Origin of the sequence: Gracilibacillus alcaliphilus, assembly GCF_016909015.1 — a bacterium.
GTDB classification, from domain to species: domain Bacteria; phylum Bacillota; class Bacilli; order Bacillales; family Amphibacillaceae; genus Gracilibacillus; species Gracilibacillus alcaliphilus.
Genome location: NZ_JAFBFA010000001.1, coordinates 66,082 through 85,033, shown reverse-complemented (window position 1 = coordinate 85,033; position 18,952 = coordinate 66,082). Strand labels below are relative to the sequence as shown.

Below are 18,952 nucleotides of genomic sequence, written 5' to 3'. Positions count from 1 at the left end.
CTATTCCTCCTTCCATGTTAATATTATCGCAGCCTCCTCTACTCCCCATTTTTCTGCCAGAAACTTACGTACTTCTGCGTGATCATCAGGAGCAGATTCTGCCTGTTGGGGAGTATCACCAATCTCAATCTTCACCTCATTTACCATAGGGGTCGATTCTTCATGAGTAGTTAAAACCACAGCGATACTCTCTGGTTTGTAATCTTCCATACGCTGGGGGTTGTTCCAAGTTACCTGCAAATCTTCAATTTGATAAGCATATACGTCTTTTAATTCCTCCTCTGCTACATATTGCATTTGGACAACCATCTCCTCTAATATATATGCAGCTTGTATCTGTTCTATTTCATTTTTTTGATGATCTAACTGCATTTCTATCTGATCCTCCTCGCTTAACTGGTCATCTATAGTAAGTAATTGCTCTGCCATGGATGGTATATCTATCTTGAACAGTGTCAGGATCGGCTGGAGGATAACCAAAATGAGCAGTAACCCGATCACAAGTCTGGCATATTGCTTCAGCTGAGACGGAGGTAATAGTAAGTGCACCACCATCGCTAACAGCATATAAATAATGATTTGGATAATCCAACTGGTTAGAAACTCGATTGGCCTGTCCCCCTTTATCTCACCATCATGGTGATATTACTAGAAATAATCAGGATGACAATCGCAAAGAAAAACATAAATGTTACCAGTAATAAAGCGGCAAATAAATATAAAATATGTTTACCAATAATATCGAGGCATTCAATCACCGGACTGTCACCAATTGGCTGTAAAACCGCGGTTGCAATTTTATACATCAGTGCAATGACAAATATCTTGATAGCCGGGAACATCACAATCGCTATTAATAAAACAATGCCAACAATCCCTATTCCATTCTTAACTAATGTTGTTGCACTTAGCACTGTATCTGTTGCATCAGTGAAAATTCTCCCTATGACCGGGATAAAATTTCCGGTAACAAACTTGGCAGTCTTCATCGCAATTCCATCTTGGAGGGCACTTGCTGCACCTTGCACAGAAATAACCCCTAAAAAAACAGTTAAGAGGACACCCATGATACTGATCGCGATGTTTTTGATTAAATTGGCTAACTTTGTGGCTTTATACTCCGAACTGATGGTACTAACAATTTGCAGCATAGCTGAGAAGAAAAAGAATGGTATGACAACCTTTGATATCACAAATATACTGGTATGAATGAGAAAGATAATGATCGGGTGGAAGAAAGATATAGTGACTAGATTTCCTAATGTCGCTAAGATCCCTAATAATAATGGCAGTAACGCTATTACAAAGTCACCTGCCATATTGACCGTGTCCAGCACATAGCCTGATACCAGCTGAAAGCTTTGCAAAGCAATAAGAATTAACATGATGTACACTACGGCATAGGCTACTTTACTGACCAGTTGATTTTCAAAAGCATTTTGAATCGTTTGTAATACTAAACAAAATAAGGTGAGCAGCATTAATGTCGCTAGTAATTTGGCATTTTCTAAGATTTCGAATAATAAGTAATTCAAGAAGCCCTTGACCCAATCCCGCATTGTCAGCTTGCTGTCCCCTTTAATAAAACTCCATATACCTTCTTTGCTTAACTCCGGAAATGATTGTTGGTACTCATTGCTTATATACTCCCAATAGTCATTGATTTCACTGTCTTGTAGTAAATCTTGATAAGGGTCTATGGTGAGGTTTGGTTCCGCAGATACTACTTGGACGGGAAACAGAAAAAACACTAGTACAATAAGAAAAATGCTCCACCAATAACGCATGATCATCCACCCTCACTAAACTACTGGAAAAATTGATATGATGGTTTCAATTAACGATTTAAAAATCGGAATAGCCAAAAAGAGAATAATTAATTTCCCAGTCATTTCTATTTTTGCGGCAACAGATTCTAATCCAGCATCTTTGACAAGATTGGACCCCATTTCAGTAATATAAGCAATACCAATAATCTGCAAGATCGTTTTGATATAGACTTGATGAATATTAGCCTGTTCTCCTAAATAAACAATCAAGTTGATAATTTCTGTGACATATTGAATAGCTACAATAAACAAATAGAGAACCGTAATAATAATGATAAGAAAGGCGATCGCAGGCTGCTTGTCCTTCAACAACAAAAACAGGATCGTTGCAATAATCCCTATACTGATGATCTCTAACATTTCCATAGGCATTTATCCTTTGAGAAAAAATACGGCCCTAATCTGTTGAAATAAATCAGATATACTGTTTAACACAAATAACAAGACAATAATAAAACCAATTAAACTGACAAATTGCGCATATTCCTCTTTTCCCATTTGCTTTAAGATCGTATGAATCATAGCGACTATAATACCAATTCCTGCGATTTGAAAGAGGATACTAGTATCTCCAAGCATGGAATAACTCCTCTCTATAAATACATGTTCAAAAAGTTCGATAAAAAGGACCATTATCGGTTAAGTTCGCAACATCGTGTGCGTCGGCAGGCTAAAGTCATGACGTCCTGTCATAACACCTGCACTAGTACGTCCTGTACGTCGAAGTTCAAGGCGGCGCCGTTTTGAGCCACGGAGCATATGCTTTTAATACGTGAGTAGCGGGCTTGCACAGGAGGTGTTGACTTCTGTGTTGTCCACATGATGTGGATGGTTTTAGCAGAAGTTCCCCTATTGCCAACGCAGACATTCGCTGTGTCATTTTTATCGGGCTTTTGGAACAACCTCTATAACAAGAGTAGAACAATAAAAACCCCCACTAAAAACCCAATACTCCTTGACATATTGCCATAACGTAACTTTTGCTGATCTGCTTCTTCCAAACTTCGTTCTAAATGTTGAATAGCTAATCGAATATATTTTTGCTGCTGTATCACGTCATGTTGACCTAAGGTCCTCCCAAATTGCTGAAGAATGTCAATATCTTGATTATTTAACGCATATGAGCGGCCGAAAAGATCTAATTGCTCCTGCCAAATTGGATATAACTCTTCTTTATCAGGCTGTATATTATCAGCCACACATTGAAATAATTGATTAACAGGTGGCTCAATTTGATGATAAACCCGATACATTGCTTCTTTGATTGTTTCATGACTGTATACAATTTCTGCCTCTAATATTTGCAAGGCATGTTTCCATATCCGAATATATCTTGGCCGATTAGCCAATTTCATAGCATATTCATGTCCTAACCACGTCAAACTAGCCACAATAATGATAGAGAAAATCAACTTTAACATATGAACTCACGCTTGCGATACAACGATTGTCCATTCTCATCACATATCTCCACTACTTCTCCTGTTACTTCCTTATTCGATAAAATCACAAAGCGCTGAAAGATTTTTTTCTCTAGAATAGTCTGAATAGCCGGCCGTTTATTAATATCGGCCAATGATCTGCCGTGAACCGTGCTGATTAACTGCACACCGGCATGAATCACTTCATCAATCGCTTCTGCGTCTTGTTCACTGCCGATTTCATCAACAATGATGACCTCTGGGGACATCGAGCGAATCAACATCATCATGCCCTCTCCTTTCGGACAACGGTCAAGTACATCGATTCGAGGAGATAATAAGTGTTGTGGGATACCATTGATCGATCCGCAAATCTCGGACCTTTCATCTACTATGGCCGTCTTTAATGCCAAACGATCACTGGTGTTACTGGCACAATAGTTAGCCAAATCACGCAAGAAAGTAGTCTTACCTGCTTGTGGCGGTCCAATGATTAATGTATTGAAGATGGTATGATCGACCAAATAAGAAAGATACGGCTTGGCCACGCCAAACTGGGGATTTGCAATCCTAATATTAAAGGAACTAACATGGTGCACAGCCTTGACCCTTTTATTCTCGATAATGACAGCACCAGCTATTCCAATTCGGTGACCACCCTGGATCGTAATGTAGCCATTTCGCAATTCTTCTTCGAGACGATATAAAGAAAAATCACTGATTTTGTTTAAAAACCGCTGGGCATCTTCCGGACTGAAATAAGTAGCAGTTAACCATTTCACTTGTTTGCCATTATTGATTTCGATAGGTTGGTTCACACGTAGCCGAATCTCTTGCAGGTCGAATGGATTCTGTTCTAGAAACTGTCTTACCTGTTGTCCTATTTGTTTTGGAAGAATGTTCAGCACACTTTCCATACACTTCTCCTCATTTCTAATCATTGTCTATAAACATTCTATGCATGGAAGAATCAGATATAACCAAGAAGGAATAAACGAGATGAAAAGGCGAAGAGGATCAAAGTAGCGTCTGTTTTTGTAATGTGTCATCTATTTAAACAAACCTCTTGTATACTTGTCTCAAGGCAAGTATACAAGAGGTTTTTCGCTTTGATTGTTAACTTAAAAGAATTGAAAGGATTCTAAATTATATGTGGGAAAACAGCTATGTGATATGAGATTGATTCGCTTGCTTAAATGGTCTAATGCAGTTTGATTTAGATTATTTTCAAAGAAGCACTCTTTTGCTTTTGCAGAACCACACCAGATCGTTTTTAAATTAATGGCTCAGCCCGCTCAAGAAGCGAAAGAGCGGGAATTAGTGGCTTACCTGACACAAAAACATTTTGGCAAATCAAAATAGGCACTGATAATCGCTTGACTTGTTGCAGACAAAAAATACTACAACATAAATAAAAAGGATATGTTCCTTTTTAAAGTAAGGATTAGCATCCTACTGAATTTTTCATTCTAAAATAATTTAACCTAGATACTCTATTATCAAGATCACTTTAAATTCCTCGTACATTTCAAATGATTCTTTTAATACACCTTCCAGTTCATCATAATCTCTAAAAGCAGGCATTTTAATTTTATATTTTGGATCAATAGTTTAGAATAAACAGCCCAAGGGCTACCTAATCTCACCTCACCATTGCGCTCCACATCCCATATAAATTCTACTCTTCCTGAATGAAAAGCAATATGAATGGCAAATATTAATCCTTCCTGAATCACTTCTTGAATTTTTAAAAACTTCTCTTTTTTACTAATTGATACGGAGTAGCCTAAAGATTCAATCATGTCTATAACTACAACCATATCTACATCATCTAATATCTCCTCTTCTTTCATATTTTCATCACTATATTTATTTGATATTTTTTCATACCTGAATCGATTTCATAATTGACGTTTTTGAAAATGGGTTGAGTTACCCTACGATGTTTTTTAATGTTTTTTTAAAAAGGTATTGCGATTTAATCACGCTGTTTTTAACGAATGTTGCTCCATTTCTAGTCTGATCCGGTCTGCGGCTAATTTTGAGGCATTGTAAACAAGCGTCACCAATTGGAAGTGAAGCCTGGCTTTCTTACCGGTCCGATGACGGACATTATTGAGTCCAAAGAATTCCTTTAAGTACGCATTAACCCGTTCAACAGCTGTGCGTTCCTTGTAAAGTTCATTCCACTTTTTCGAACCTCTAGCTGGATGTGTGTACTTGCGGATATCCGTCGATTGCCTGATCTTAAAGGTCATTTGACAAAGGGAATCGAGTCGCAATGGGCAAACTGTACATTCTTTTGGACGTGTGTATTTCAGTGTCTTGTACTTCTGGTCGAAGCTGTCGTAACGATAAGAATGTTCCCGGACGCATGTAGGTGCGAAATGTTCATCGTATCCAACTACTTCCCTTTCATTGCGCTGGTTATATGGGATGACAGCCTGTAGATTCTGATTGATTAATTGCTGATATATGGGCTCATAATCATAACCTGCATCGAAAAGACCGGCGGTAAATAAAGCTGGAAGATCCCGATCAATTTTCTTCAATAATGGGATGGCTGCCTTCCCATCATTGAGATTTCCTGACGTCATTATACCCGTTAGAATGTATTGACTCTTTGTGCTGACGGCTAAATGTCCTTTATAACCAAACCAGAAGGTATTTTTCCCATCACTGTTTTTCTTGATTCCCCATTTTGGTTCGATGGGAGCTTCTTTATACAACGTTTCCACTGATTCGGATAGCTGGTGAACAATCTCTTTCTCATAAATCGGGCGTGCGTTTTCGGCAGCCTGTTTTTCCTTTAACCATTGCTCTCGTTCCACCTTCGGCTTGCGTCCGCGCTTTTTCGGTGTCTGCTTTTCTTTCTTTTTGGAGGCTTGCGCACGATCTCTTGCCTCAAAATGCGTGGCATCGAAGGCGATGTTTTCATCGCTGATATGCCCCTCGTTGATGGCAAGTAGAATCAGTTCATCATGGATATGTGTCATCACATTTGATTCGCTGATGACAGTAATCATCCTTGAATAGGAGGCTTCAGATGGAATTTGGTCCGAGTGAAGAAACCCACAGTCATATCGAAAAACCGGGTCACGTTTTAACCGTTTGATTAGGTCCTTGATTGTCACGATACGCTCCACCACACGAGCGATAAGTGAATAGACCATGGCACCATAATTCAGTTCTCTTGGGGCACCTACTTTTTTTGGTTTATCGAAAAGATTCCAAAAAGGATTCAGATCGATTGTCGAAAAAACAGCCTCAAAGTGGTGGGTAGGTTCCAACTCATATAATTCATGCATGTCAAATAGGCTTGGTTGACGTATAATGGACATAGGGCATCTCTCCAGTCTGTTATGTTTGTGTGGTAACTTACATTATACAGGATTTGGGGAGGTGCCTATTTTTTTACGTCTTGAAAGCCTTGAGCCCCAAGGGCTCGGGATTATGAAATTAACTCACCTTTCAATAAAATTCATATCAAGTAAAGTTTGTTTAATTTCTGGTTTTAATTCTCTTCTCATCTTATCAAGTTTGATATTGTGATTCTACTACAGGATCAGTATATTTTCCATTGGAGTCAAGACGCACGTTCCTCTTAACATTGGAGGCAGAATTACTTTTATTTTTATTGCTTGCATATTTTTGTAACGTAAATTCTTTCTTTTGATCCATCACGTTTTATATGATGAAAATGGACAACATAAAAAACTACCAAGCCGGTCTAGCTCAGTAGTTTTTGTGTAGGAACAGCTATGTGCGTCCTTAAGCTCTGGATACATATTTTCCATCAGATGTTGAGATGACTAACACATCACCTTCATTTACAAAGAACGGTACTTGCACCGTTAAGCCGGTTTCCAAAGTCGCCGGTTTTGTACCTCCACTTGCTGTATCACCTTTAATCCCTGGCTCTGTCTCTATTACTTTTAACTCTACATTATTAGGGAGGGAGACACCAATTGTTTCTCCGTTGTATTTCATAATACTAACTTCCATATTTTCTTTAATAAATTGTAATTCATGTTCAATTTGACTGCCTGGTAATTCTGTCTGTTCATAAGTATTGGTATCCATAAAGGTATGGCTGTCGCCTGAAGCATATAAATATTGCATCTTGTTGTTTTCGATATGGGCTCTGTTTACCTTCTCACCGCCGCGAAATGTCTTTTCTTGAATATTTCCATTACGCAAATTACGCAATTTGGAACGAACAAAGGCAGCACCTTTACCTGGCTTTACATGTTGAAACTCCAACACCTGCCAAATATCACCGTCTACTTCAATTGTTAATCCTGTTTTGAAATCATTTACTGAAATCATTTCTTCTCCTCCTCTAACGTCTTCAATGTTGTCTCATTTGGTACTAGTGCGTGTTCAAAAAGTTCGGTAAAAGGACCATCATCGGTTAAGTTCGTAACATCGTGTTGCAATACTGAAACTAGCAGATCGTGTGCGTAGGCAGGCTAAAGCCATGACGTCCATTCATAACGCCTGCGCTAGTACGTCCTGTACGTCGAAGTTCAAGTTGGCGCAGTTTTGAACCGCGGAACGTATGCTTTTCATCCGTGAGCAGCGGACTTGCACAGGTTGTGTTGACTTCTACGTTGTCCACACGATGTGGGTAATCTTAGTAGAAGTTCCTCTACTGCCAACTCCGACATTCGATGTGTTATTTTTTTTTGGACTTTTTGAACATTTTCTACTAAGAAACTGGTAAATAGATCAATTCTTTTGATGAGTGTGTCAAACGCTGATTTCCATTTGAAGTAATGACAATATCATCCTCAATTCGGCAGCCGCCAATTCCAGGCAGATAAATTCCAGGCTCAACGGTGACGACCATTCCTTCTGTCAAAGGTACTTGGGAACGAAAAGAAAGAGCAGGTGCTTCATGCACATCCATCCCTAGTCCATGTCCCGTAGAATGACCAAAATAGTCGCCATATCCTTTATCTTTAATATGATCCCTTGTTAATGCGTCCGCTTGAGCAGCCGTAATTCCTGGCTTGATTCCTTCCAAGCCTAATAACTGAGCTTCCAAAACAGTCTGATAAATCGTTTCTAATTGTTCCGAAATTTCACCAACGGCTACTGTACGTGTAATATCAGAGCTGTATCCTTGATACCAACAGCCGAAATCCAAGGTCACTAATTCAGCTACCTGGATTTTCTTATCGGAGGCAACTCCATGCGGTAAGGCAGACCGATAGCCAGAAGCAACAATCGTATCAAAGCTGGATGAGGTGGCACCTTTTTTTCTCATAAAAAATTCTAACTCATTCGCAATATCGATTTCTTTCACACCAGGTTTAATATACGACAAGATATGTTCAAAGGCTTGATCGGCAATTTTACAAGCTTCTTTTAATATATTAAGCTCATCCTCGTCTTTAATCAAGCGAATTTTTTCGATAAGACCATCTGAAGGAGTAAGTGAGACTTCCATTGCCTGTTGATAGGTCTCATATTGACCATAGGTTAGATCAAATTTCTCAAAACCAATCGAACGAACTGCCATGGCTTTCGCTAATTCTGCCACTTTTTCATGGATCGGCCCCCTATGCTCCACTATTTCATAATCTGTAACCTGTTGAGCGGCCTGTTCCATGTAGCGAAAATCTGTAATAAAATACGCTTTATCCTGTGATACCAGCACTACACCTGCTGTGCCTGTAAAACCTGTCATATACCTGCGGTTAACCGGACTTGTGATCAACAGGGCCTCTAACTCTTTCAGTTGCAATTGCTTTCTAAGCTTCACTAAACGACTCATGTTTTCTCCCCTTCCTTATTCCATCAATTATTTTTGCCAACGAGATGTTGCCTCTTTTCCCTACATAAGTATAACATTTTATGCCAGCTTCTATTCATCTATTTCTCGACATCATTTCTGTATGATACGTAACACTTATCATGTTTTGTGAAAGCTGAATGATGGAAAACATTCTGTGATGTTTAATCTTACACACTACTAAGAGACAAAATAGGTGGCAGCCAGCTGATAACCTTTTATACCTAAACCGACGATTTGCCCTTCACAGACAGGCGCCAGCATAGATACATGACGAAAACTTTCCCGTTTGTGCACATTAGAAATATGTACTTCGATAACTGGTACCGTAATCGAGCTAATGGCATCTCGGATTGCAATACTTGTATGGGTATACGCCCCTGGATTAAAAATGATTCCTTGAAATTCCCCTTCCGCTTCTTGAAGCCAGTCAATCAATTCGCCCTCATAATTAGATTGCTTGGCTACTAATTCAACATCATATGGCTCCAGGAACTGTTTTAAGCTATGTTCAATATCGGCTAATGTCTCATGTCCATAAATCTCTGGTTCTCTTTTGCCTAATCGATTCAAATTAGGTCCATTCAACAACAATAGTTTGCCCATCTGCTTCACTCCATCCCGTTACTTTTCCATACCATCTTAACATATTTATTTAGTTTTTTTCATTGATATGCTGATGATAAGCGAAAGAAATAGAATACCCTACAAACACGCTATAAAGTACAAATAGACAGACTGTCGTCAAAATTGTATCACTATCCAGCTGGTAGAATGGCTTGATATTATGGAATAACGCCTGAAGTAAACCAAAGACAATAAACCAGAGCACAACGCCTGTCACTACTCCCGGAAACACTCCTTCAAATTTCTTTAATACAGCATAGTAAATGAATGCCCAAATAATTGACACTATGCCGAGTAATAAAATAGAAATGACTTCTCCGATCCATTTATCCGTCCATTCCACCACTAACCAAGAACGTAAAAAGAAACTCTTAGGAGTCACAGAAGTAAAATTTAAAAAGCCGGCAATAGCCGCAACACTTCCCCAAATTAACCCGCCAAAGAAACCTGTACTTAAAGTTTTCAAAGCTAATTTATCCTTATCTTTGCCTTGCCCTTTATGCTGCACTCTTCTCATCAAAAATCACCTCATCATTAGACTATCCAATTCTCCATCTTTCATGCTATTCTTATATCATTGAGAGCAACTACAGCTGTGGCGAGAAAATCGAATAAGGATTGCCCGCACGGTGTAGATGGCACCAGTAGACATTGTCTGCCAATTCCGATATTCGCTGTGCCATTTTTAATTGGATTTTTTGAATAACCTTTTAAATTTATTTATTTCTAAATAAGAGTATAAAAACTAGTAAGATTTGGGTATACTAATAGAAAAGGAGGCGTATATACATGAAGCGTGATATGAAGAATATTATCATATACTCCCTCATTGGCTTAGCTGGAATTGGTCTTATTAATCTGCTTCTCACAGATACCTTTGGATTAATACGAAGCTTACTTATTACTCTAGTAATTGGAGCCGTCATATTTGGGGTACTATACTTCTTCTTAATCAGAAGACGAGGCGCCCCTACAGACGAATTAAAAAAATACCGCAAAGCAGCTAAACAGTCCAAACAACGTTATAAACAAGCTAATCCTTCTCCCATCAAATACTCTTCCAGCAGCCAAAAGAAACCTAGTCGGGCAAAACGGCTAAACAGAAAGAAAGCTTCCCATCTAACTGTGATTGAAGGTAATAAAGATAAGAAAAAGAACAGGGCTTCCTTATAAGGACGCTCTGTTCTTATGGCCAATTCTTGATAAAAGACTTGGTGCGCTGATAACCAAAATCAATCAATTCTAATTTCTTCTTATTAGATAACTGAAAATCAATCGCTTTTAGATCATCAACTGGAAAAAACAATATTTCTTTGGCGATATTCTCCGAGATATACTTGGTGTCGAAGGCATGCCGCATCGTTTCAATAGTTGCCTTCAGCATATCCACTGCATTATCGATGGCCTGCTTCTGTTTATGCTGATTGGGATCTGTCAGCTGCATACCCAAGATTGGCCTTACCCGTTGTTGACCTGGCTGGTCATAAATCCATAAAGGGAAATTGCTTAAGATCATCCCATCAATGAGATAACTCTTTTGTCTTGTCAAAGGATTAATCAGTTTGGACGGCCGAAAAAAATATGGTATCGAAATACTGCTTCTTACCGCCTTGGCAATCGGGAAGTAATTTTTTTCGATATGATAATGTTTCTTTAAATCGTCTGGAAAGATGACAATTTGGTTGAAGGTTAAATCTGCAGCAACAATCTTGAGTTTATTTGTAGGTAAATCAGAGAAGGTAATAACTCCTTTTGCGCGTAACTTATCACGTAACCATTCTTCAAAATAATTTCCGCGGTACAAACCCATCGTTCGATACAGTGTGAGCCACTTCAAAAAAGGAAATACTTTTCCTAAATAGGACTGATCAAGAAATTGCTCTAAGGAAACTTTCATGAATATATCTTTCAATTCTCGTGCTGTATAGCCTGCAGCCAAAAACGTAGCAAATAGAGCCCCTGCCGATGTGCCTGCTACACGTTCGAATTGAATATTTTTCTCTTCTAATGCCTCTAATGCACCGATAAAAACAAAGGCTTTCACACCGCCGCCAGAAAACACGCCATCAATTTTCATGTCATCACCCTATCAGCCTAGTTGTCTGTATTATGTATACACAACAGCTTCAGCGGATAGAACTATTTCTTATTACTATTACGTTTCGCTGCTTGGAATTTTTGGAGGTTTTCTTTTTGTTCTGGCTGTTCCAAAAATTCTACCAGTTCACCAATTCGATCGATCGAATCCCAGCTTAAGTGATGTTCAATCCCCTCGACTTCTTTATAAATATCTGATTGGGAGATACCAGCAATTTCCAAGAATTTCTCCAAAAGTTCATGACGGTATACTAATCGCTCACCAATTTTTTTTCCTTTATCTGTTAGGATCAACCCTTGGTATTTTTCATAATTTAAATAATCATCCCGATCAAGTTTTTGTACCATTTTCGTAACGGAGGAGGGCTGAACTTGTAATGCTTCGGCAATGGCAGATACCCTTGCATATCCCTTGGTTTTCATCAATATATATATTTGTTCGATATAGTCTTCCATAGTTGGTGTAGGCATAATAATCCCCCATAATCATTTATTCGTACTTACATAAAAGCATACAATATATTGAATAGGGACACAAGACATCTACCCTTATTACTGCACTGATCATTGATTAAAGACACAACTTATTCGAAATTCTTGATTTTTTTCTCTGTATTTACGGCTAATAAATGGTATAATCCTTTTTAGAGGTTTTAATAGAAAAATGGGGGATTAAGTATGGTAGAATTATACATTTTACTTGGGATATTGGTAGTCTTTCTTTTGTTTGCTGTATATCGTTACTTCAAACAAAAACGAATTCTTAAGGCCCTTTCTCAAGATGAATTTCGTGAAGGGTATCGCAAAGCTCAATTGATTGATGTCCGCGAACCGAAAGAATTCGATGGGGGTCATATCCTTGGGGCAAGGAATATTCCACTCACACAGCTAAAACAACGCCTAACCGAATTGCGTAAAGACCAGCCTGTTTATTTATATTGTCAAAGCGGTTCACGTTCTATGCGGGCTGCCCTTTTGTTGAACAAGCAAGGCTACAAACAACTTTACCACTTGCAAGGCGGTTATAAAAAATGGACAGGTAAAATCAAAAAAACCAAAAAAATAGAGTATTAAGCCATAAATAAACGGATAAAGAAAATACCCTTAATCTGATTGAGGTGCCAAGGTAATTCTTCATCCATTTACCTAAGTAAAATAGTCACTTTACAAGCATAGAGTAAGCCGAGAATCGAGGGCAGATCCATAAAAGGATAGGCCCCCGATTCTTTTCTGCAAATACAATCCTTTTCTACACATATGAAACCCGGTCACTTTCTCCAATCAGTCATTCTTTTCATTCAGCAAAAACAACATGTTCCAATTTCTACTTTGAAGTATGTATAAGACAATTTCTTTCCGCAAAGAATAGATAGTATTAGAGGTTGTTCAAAAAGTCCAATAAAAATGATAAGGCGAATTTCGGCGTTGGTGATAGAGGAACTTCTCCGATCACCCACATCGTGTGGGTAACGTAGAAGTCAACACTTCCTGTGCAAATCTGCTACTCACGTATGCAAATTATACGTTCCATGGCTCAAGGCGCGCGCCGCTTTGAACTTCAACGTACAGAACGTACTAGTGCAGGCTAAAGTCATGGCATGGCTCATGACTTTAGCCTGCCGACGCACACGACATGCTAGTATCGGTGTTGCATTATGATGTTGCGAACTTAACCAATGATGTCCTTTTTATCGAACTTTTGAACACGCACTATTATGATGGAAGGCAGGATTGGAAAAACATGAAAATCCCCATAGAACGTGATAATGATTTTATGACTAATTTTGAAGACTCATTAGCTGAGCCCTCTCACTTGGTGGATTGGCAGCTATTCCAACAATCCTATCAAATGGCAGAGACCATGAAAATCCCTAGTTTCACGGAACTAAGGGCGCCGTTCTTTCTACCTCATATGTCATTTCTGCCTCACCAGCTGCAATGCGCTGAGACAGTCGTTCAAACAATGAATGGCCGGGCTTTATTGGCGGATGAAGTTGGTTTAGGTAAAACCATTGAGGCAGGACTTATTCTTAAAGAATACATGCTACGAGGATTAGCGCAAAAAATCCTTATTTTAGTACCTGCTTCACTTGTTAACCAGTGGGCAATCGAATTAAACCAAAAATTCCTTATTCCGGCTTATCCTTCCGGTAAAAGAGTAGACTGGAAACATACCAATATTATTATTACTACTTTGGATACCGCCAAATCGGCTCGACACCGTCAGGCGATATTGGAACAAAACTACGACCTCGTCATTGTAGATGAGGCTCACAAACTTAAAAATCATAAAACAAAAAACTTTCAATTTGTGCAGGAATTAGCGAAGAAGTATTGTTTATTGCTAACCGCTACCCCTGTGCAAAATAAATTAAGTGATATCTTTAATCTGGTCAGTTTGTTAAAGCCGGGCTACTTAGGAACGTTGGAGGATTTTACCAAACAATATAAACATCAGCAGCTGGAAGATGATCCTTATCTCAAACAATTAATTAGCAAAGTTATGGTAAGGAATAGAAGAGCTGACACAGGAGTTCACTGGACAGAACGTCAAATCGAAACCATCTGGGTCTCATTAAAAGAAGAGGAACAACATGTTTACGAGAATTTACAGCGTTTTTTCAAATCACGTAAATCTGTGTCTGCTATGACTTATATCAGAGAATTTTGCAGTTCGCGCGAAGCTTGCTATCTCTCATTAAAAAAATGGCTGTCAGAACGTCCAGATCTTATGGAAACAACCGATTTATTGACACTGATTGAACAGCTGCCACATCATTCCAAGGCCTTAAAGCTTGTCGATCTAATCAAATCCATTGATTCCAAAGTCATCGTATTTACCGAATATCGAGCAACACAAATTTATTTACAATGGCTTCTGCAACAAGAGAATATACCAGCTGTTATCTATCGCGGCGGATTTAAAAAAGGGAAAAAAGATTGGATGCGCCAGCTTTTCCAACAACATGCCCAAGTAATGATTGCAACAGAAGCCGCTGGAGAAGGGATTAATTTGCAGTTTTGTCACCATCTGATTAATTATGACCTACCATGGAATCCGATGCGTTTGGAACAACGCATTGGCAGAATACACCGGTTTGGACAAGAAAACGATGTAAAAATCTACAATTTTGCCCTAAAAGAAACAGTAGAAGAACATATTATGAATCTTCTCTATGAAAAAATTCAATTGTTTGAATATGTGATTGGTGATTTGGAGAAAATATTAAGTGATTTAAAGGTAGACAGTTTTGAAAAAGAAATGGAGAAAATCTTTAATGAATCACAGTCTATCGGTGAATCCAAAATCAAACTGGACAATTTGACTGCAGTGATTCAATCCTATCAGCAAGTTGATCTAGACGAGGAGCAGTCAGTATGATAGATAATCTGCAAGAATTTTTATATCAATTTTTCTCAAGTAAGCAATGTCAAGTCACCAAAGTGAATCAAACGGAGTTATCTATTCAACTGACACGCGAACTAGATCAAGCATTAATGAACCGCCCTTTTTATTGGCATTATATGGATAAGATCGGCAGAACTGGTGAACCTATGTCCTTGCATTTAGATACAGGCACACAGCCGGAAAATAAAGAGAAAGAATGGATACACTATGGCAGTCCGCGATTGCAGCAAATCTTTCAATATCTTGGCCAAACCGCAAAATTTACTGTCTTATACGAAACAACAACTAGCGAACAAAGAAAAGCCTTATTACCTTGGCTCCTTGTCAATGTCCGGGTTCAATACTATGGCAAACAAACCAAAGAACAGCTACATTCTATCGGCCTTCAATTAATTAATGGACAGCTCGTTACCCAAATGATGGATCGCTTAGCAACTGTCACATGGGGCAGACGTATAGAGGATTATTGTTATACCATTTCCCCCTTAATTAAACCAAAGAGTGGTTTCCAGCGTGTATTTCAATATGTTGAAAATCAGCTGCTTGATCAAGATAATCAATGGATTCAAGAAGCTAATACTTCTTTAGAAGAGGAATTGCAGCTTCTGAGGTATTTTTTTGCAGAACGTGAAGAACAACTTGCCAAAGAAGAACAACAACTTCGCGAACGTCTCTCCCCTCGGATTCAACTCACTGTCCACAATGCAGGATTGTTTTATCTAACTGATAGCACAAGCAGCAATTTTTAATAAAATAATCGGAACCGATCCGTTTATGGATTAGTTCCGATTATTTTTTGCACGATTTTAATACAGACTTCAATGGTGTGGTGATAAACCATGTTTTTCATAAAAAAGCAAGTCTCATCTTTTTTATGAAGTGCTGTCTTTTCTTTTCCGTTTCCGTTCTATAACCATTAATCGAAAAGCAAATGGCAGGATGCCAAACCATTTATTAGAATAAGGAACTTCCACTTGTTTTTTTTCTTGCTTTAACTGCTTCCGCTGATCTTTAGGTGTATCAATATACTTGACCACTCTCTGTGTCATATATTTAATATACTCGTTATTTGGCATAACTTCTCACCCTTTTTACCATTAGCTTAACCTATTATCCAAACGGCTATTCATGGAGATGTGAGATAATTTCAGTTGCAATTTGTTCTGTTGTTTTTCCATCTGTTTCTACAATAATATCGGCAACCTCTATGTAATAAGGAAGGCGTGACACCAACAAGCTCTCTTTATCACGATCTTGGTTATTCCAAATTGGACGATTCTCATCGTCAACCAGCCTGCGCTTAATTTCTTCCCAAGATGTGGATAGGTAAATCACCTTGCCGTGCGTTTTTAGCCAGTTCCTGTTGTACTCTTTCTGGATTACACCACCACCTGTGGAGACTATGGTGTTTTCTTTTGTGGTTTGTTTCAATATTTCTGTTTCATATTGCCGAAAGGTTTCTTCCCCTTTCTCTTTAAAAACTTCTGGGATCGTTGTTTGATACGCTTGCTCGATTAAGGCATCCATATCTTCCACCAGCCAGCCTAATTTATGATGGAGTTCTGCGGCCACGCTCGTCTTTCCACTTCCCATAAACCCAACTAAATAAAGACTCTTCATAATGCCCTCCTTTTAATAATGATCTTGTTAACGGGCCAATCCATTTTTTTTGCAAATTTAAAAATGATTGCAGGATTATTGGATCGGCTGTCGAATATATGTATTGTACCACGAAAAAATAGGAGGTGAAATATATTTTGTCAAAGGCTGCCGACCTTTCTAATCAGCTTGTTCATACGGCGATTCATGCACATGCTTCAGATATTCACTTTGTCCCTGACCGCAACAAAATCTCGATTTATTTTCGTTGCAATGGAAATCGCCAATACCATACTTCCTTGTCCTGTCAACAGTATATGATGATACTTTCTTATTACAAATACATCGGCAATATGGACATTGGAGAAAGCAGGAAACCTCAGCAAGGTGCTATCTACTTGGAAAATCACGGCCAATCTTACTCTTTGCGTTTGTCAATCCTACCCACTCCGACCAACGAGAGCTTGGCGATTCGAATTCTTCCGCAGCAGCACACGCAAGACCTCCCCCATTTGTTTCTTTTCCCTTTTCAATTACAGCAAATTTATCAATGGCTAACCTATCGCTCAGGGTTAATTCTACTAACCGGAGCCACTGGAACTGGCAAAACGACACTACTGTATGCCCTGATCAAAGCCTATATGGAACAGAAGCAATACCAAACAATTACATTAGAGGACCCCATTGAAAAAAGGGTCGCCAATATCTTGCAGCTTCAAATCAATGACAAAGCGGGAATGACTTATGATGCCGGTCTCAAAGCCGCCTTGCGTCATGATCCGGATATCATTATGGTAGGGGAAATCAGGGATGCCCCAACAGCTCATTTTGCTTTTCGTGCTGCCAGCACCGGACATTTAGTGCTATCTACCTTACATGCAAGGGACGCTGTCGGCACGATTCACAGGCTTGAAGAAATGGGGGTTTCTTCAATTGAATTAGAACACAACCTGCTTTCTGTCGCTTCGATACAACTTCTATCGCTAGACACCTCTAATCAACACAATAAACGAAGGGCAATCATGGAATTTCTTGATCAGGAACAGATTCAACAGGTCTTAACACGACAGCCATTGTCTCGTCAAACTTCGTTTCAACAACTAAAAAGAAAGGCCTTTGCTTATGGATTTACGAGCCATCTATAGAAACAGAACCTCATTAAGTCTGCATGATCAACATTATATCCTTTATCGATTTCAACAGCTATTTAAAAGTGGTTACAGTTTGAATGATGTCTTAGAAATACTCATGTGGGATAAGAACTATCAGTCAGTCGCCTCTTCGATACAGCAGTCCTTGCAGAACGGGAACACCTTTGTAGAAAGTTTATCCAATGTTCACTTTAATAAAGAAGTCATCCAATTTTTAACACTTGCCTTACAGCATGATAATTTGGCTAAAGGATTGGAACATTGTTGTACCTTGCTTCAGCAACGGAAAGAATTTATCGACAAACTAAAAAAATTATCGCGTTACCCTTTACTTTTATTCAGTTTCTTTATTGTTATTTTGTTTTTTATGAAAACCTCGATTTTCCCCTCATTTGCCCAATTAATAGGCAACAACGCCAATGTTCAATTTATGTTTATCAGTGCTGAATTAGTCATCAATTTCCTTTTCTACGGAATAATTGGATGTATACTTCTCAGCGGTATAATGTTGGTTTGTGGTTACTCCATTCGCCAGATTCTCCCTTTAGAAAGAAAAATTGATATATGTAACCATCTTCCTATTTACAAACATTATAAACGAATGAACACGACCTATCTTTTTGCCATCCACCTCTCCAGCTTACTTACGAGCGGTTTAACTATTAATGAATGCCTGCAAATTATGAAAGCTGAAGATAAAGAAGATATCATCCCCTACTATGCCGCTATGATCAGTGAACACTTGGCCAAAGGATACAGCTATACCTCGATCTTACCTCAATGTCAATTATTAACCGATCAATTAGGTCACATTATGTCTAAAGATCGTAATCAATCCCAGTTAGAAAGTGATTTAAACCTTTATGCTGAACATTTAATTCGCTCATTAGAGAACTATGTAAAGAAATGGATGGGCTTTTTACAGCCTTTTTTACTTAGCGTGCTCGCATTATTTATTGTATTTGTTTATTTAGCTTTAATGCTTCCGATGTTTGATTATATGAACAGCCTATAAATTA

Annotated in this window: 22 protein-coding genes; 6 read left to right on the top strand and 16 right to left on the bottom strand. The window is 38.6% G+C overall.

All coding sequences use genetic code 11. From position 1 onward, the window contains the following. The 12 genes from spoIIIAF to JOD18_RS00420 all read right to left on the bottom strand — a co-directional run bounded on the left by spoIIIAF (position 1) and on the right by JOD18_RS00420 (position 10,194). Positions 1–609, bottom strand: a complete 609-nt coding sequence (spoIIIAF, locus tag JOD18_RS00475) for a stage III sporulation protein AF (RefSeq protein WP_338029474.1) — start codon at positions 607–609, stop codon at positions 1–3. Between the two features lie 14 nt (positions 610–623). Then, positions 624–1,787: a stage III sporulation protein AE gene (gene spoIIIAE, locus JOD18_RS00470; protein WP_204666918.1), complete on the bottom strand. Its 1,164-nt coding sequence runs from the start codon at positions 1,785–1,787 to the stop codon at positions 624–626. Between the two features lie 15 nt (positions 1,788–1,802). Next, positions 1,803–2,195 carry a stage III sporulation protein AD gene (spoIIIAD, locus tag JOD18_RS00465; protein ID WP_204666917.1) on the bottom strand — a complete coding sequence of 131 codons (393 nt, stop codon included), beginning with the start codon at positions 2,193–2,195 and terminating at the stop codon, positions 1,803–1,805. 6 nt (positions 2,196–2,201) lie between these two features. Beyond that, positions 2,202–2,408 (bottom strand): stage III sporulation protein AC, encoded by a 207-nt coding sequence (spoIIIAC, locus tag JOD18_RS00460; RefSeq protein ID WP_204666916.1) that lies wholly within the window; start codon positions 2,406–2,408, stop codon positions 2,202–2,204. Positions 2,409–2,734: 326 nt separating this feature from the next. Next, positions 2,735–3,250 (bottom strand): stage III sporulation protein SpoIIIAB, encoded by a 516-nt coding sequence (gene spoIIIAB / locus JOD18_RS00455; RefSeq protein WP_204666915.1) that lies wholly within the window; start codon positions 3,248–3,250, stop codon positions 2,735–2,737. Then, entirely contained in the window at positions 3,244–4,167 is a 924-nt protein-coding gene (gene spoIIIAA / locus JOD18_RS00450; RefSeq protein WP_204666914.1) for a stage III sporulation protein AA, read from the bottom strand. The genes spoIIIAB and spoIIIAA overlap by 7 nt, the downstream gene beginning before the upstream one ends. Positions 4,168–4,791: 624 nt before the next feature. Next, positions 4,792–5,103 (bottom strand): hypothetical protein, encoded by a 312-nt coding sequence (locus JOD18_RS00445; RefSeq protein ID WP_204666913.1) that lies wholly within the window; start codon positions 5,101–5,103, stop codon positions 4,792–4,794. A gap of 129 nt (positions 5,104–5,232) precedes the next feature. Then, positions 5,233–6,591 carry an IS1182 family transposase gene (locus tag JOD18_RS00440; RefSeq protein ID WP_018705594.1) on the bottom strand — a complete coding sequence of 453 codons (1,359 nt, stop codon included), beginning with the start codon at positions 6,589–6,591 and terminating at the stop codon, positions 5,233–5,235. A gap of 430 nt (positions 6,592–7,021) precedes the next feature. Next, positions 7,022–7,579: an elongation factor P gene (gene efp, locus JOD18_RS00435; RefSeq protein WP_204666912.1), complete on the bottom strand. Its 558-nt coding sequence runs from the start codon at positions 7,577–7,579 to the stop codon at positions 7,022–7,024. A gap of 382 nt (positions 7,580–7,961) precedes the next feature. After that, the gene (locus JOD18_RS00430; RefSeq protein ID WP_204666911.1) at positions 7,962–9,032 is read right to left on the bottom strand and encodes a M24 family metallopeptidase; all 1,071 of its coding nucleotides are present in this window, start codon (positions 9,030–9,032) and stop codon (positions 7,962–7,964) included. 198 nt (positions 9,033–9,230) lie between these two features. After that, the gene (gene aroQ, locus JOD18_RS00425) at positions 9,231–9,656 is read right to left on the bottom strand and encodes a type II 3-dehydroquinate dehydratase (protein WP_204666910.1); all 426 of its coding nucleotides are present in this window, start codon (positions 9,654–9,656) and stop codon (positions 9,231–9,233) included. Between the two features lie 49 nt (positions 9,657–9,705). Then, a complete protein-coding gene (locus JOD18_RS00420) occupies positions 9,706–10,194 on the bottom strand; it encodes a YqhR family membrane protein (protein ID WP_204666909.1) in 489 nt (162 codons plus the stop codon). 272 nt (positions 10,195–10,466) lie between these two features. Between JOD18_RS00420 and JOD18_RS00415 the strand changes: the two genes are divergently transcribed. Beyond that, positions 10,467–10,850 (top strand): SA1362 family protein, encoded by a 384-nt coding sequence (locus JOD18_RS00415; RefSeq protein WP_204666908.1) that lies wholly within the window; start codon positions 10,467–10,469, stop codon positions 10,848–10,850. Between the two features lie 13 nt (positions 10,851–10,863). On the opposite strand, the gene JOD18_RS00410 is transcribed toward JOD18_RS00415, so the two are convergent. Next, complete coding sequence (locus JOD18_RS00410) at positions 10,864–11,754, bottom strand: patatin-like phospholipase family protein (protein ID WP_204666907.1); 891 nt, start codon at positions 11,752–11,754, stop codon at positions 10,864–10,866. Positions 11,755–11,816: 62 nt separating this feature from the next. After that, positions 11,817–12,245 carry a transcriptional regulator MntR gene (mntR, locus tag JOD18_RS00405; RefSeq protein WP_204666906.1) on the bottom strand — a complete coding sequence of 143 codons (429 nt, stop codon included), beginning with the start codon at positions 12,243–12,245 and terminating at the stop codon, positions 11,817–11,819. A gap of 207 nt (positions 12,246–12,452) precedes the next feature. Between mntR and JOD18_RS00400 the strand changes: the two genes are divergently transcribed. The 3 genes from JOD18_RS00400 (at position 12,453) to JOD18_RS00390 (ending at position 15,932) form a co-directional block, all read left to right on the top strand. Further along, on the top strand, positions 12,453–12,848 hold the full coding sequence (locus JOD18_RS00400) for a rhodanese-like domain-containing protein (protein WP_204666905.1): 396 nt from the start codon (positions 12,453–12,455) through the stop codon (positions 12,846–12,848). Between the two features lie 667 nt (positions 12,849–13,515). After that, positions 13,516–15,156: a DEAD/DEAH box helicase gene (locus tag JOD18_RS00395; RefSeq protein WP_204666904.1), complete on the top strand. Its 1,641-nt coding sequence runs from the start codon at positions 13,516–13,518 to the stop codon at positions 15,154–15,156. Then, a complete protein-coding gene (locus JOD18_RS00390; RefSeq protein WP_204666903.1) occupies positions 15,153–15,932 on the top strand; it encodes a YqhG family protein in 780 nt (259 codons plus the stop codon). The genes JOD18_RS00395 and JOD18_RS00390 overlap by 4 nt, the downstream gene beginning before the upstream one ends. A 123-nt stretch (positions 15,933–16,055) precedes the next feature. On the opposite strand, the gene JOD18_RS00385 is transcribed toward JOD18_RS00390, so the two are convergent. Both JOD18_RS00385 and JOD18_RS00380 read right to left on the bottom strand, forming a co-directional pair. Further along, entirely contained in the window at positions 16,056–16,259 is a 204-nt protein-coding gene (locus JOD18_RS00385) for a YqzE family protein (protein ID WP_204666902.1), read from the bottom strand. 46 nt (positions 16,260–16,305) lie between these two features. Further along, positions 16,306–16,803, bottom strand: a complete 498-nt coding sequence (locus tag JOD18_RS00380) for a shikimate kinase (RefSeq protein WP_204666901.1) — start codon at positions 16,801–16,803, stop codon at positions 16,306–16,308. A 137-nt stretch (positions 16,804–16,940) separates the two neighbouring features. Between JOD18_RS00380 and comGA the strand changes: the two genes are divergently transcribed. Then, positions 16,941–17,927 carry a competence type IV pilus ATPase ComGA gene (comGA, locus tag JOD18_RS00375; protein WP_204666900.1) on the top strand — a complete coding sequence of 329 codons (987 nt, stop codon included), beginning with the start codon at positions 16,941–16,943 and terminating at the stop codon, positions 17,925–17,927. Further along, complete coding sequence (gene comGB / locus JOD18_RS00370; protein ID WP_204666899.1) at positions 17,905–18,948, top strand: competence type IV pilus assembly protein ComGB; 1,044 nt, start codon at positions 17,905–17,907, stop codon at positions 18,946–18,948. The genes comGA and comGB overlap by 23 nt, the downstream gene beginning before the upstream one ends. Positions 18,949–18,952 lie beyond the last annotated feature (4 nt).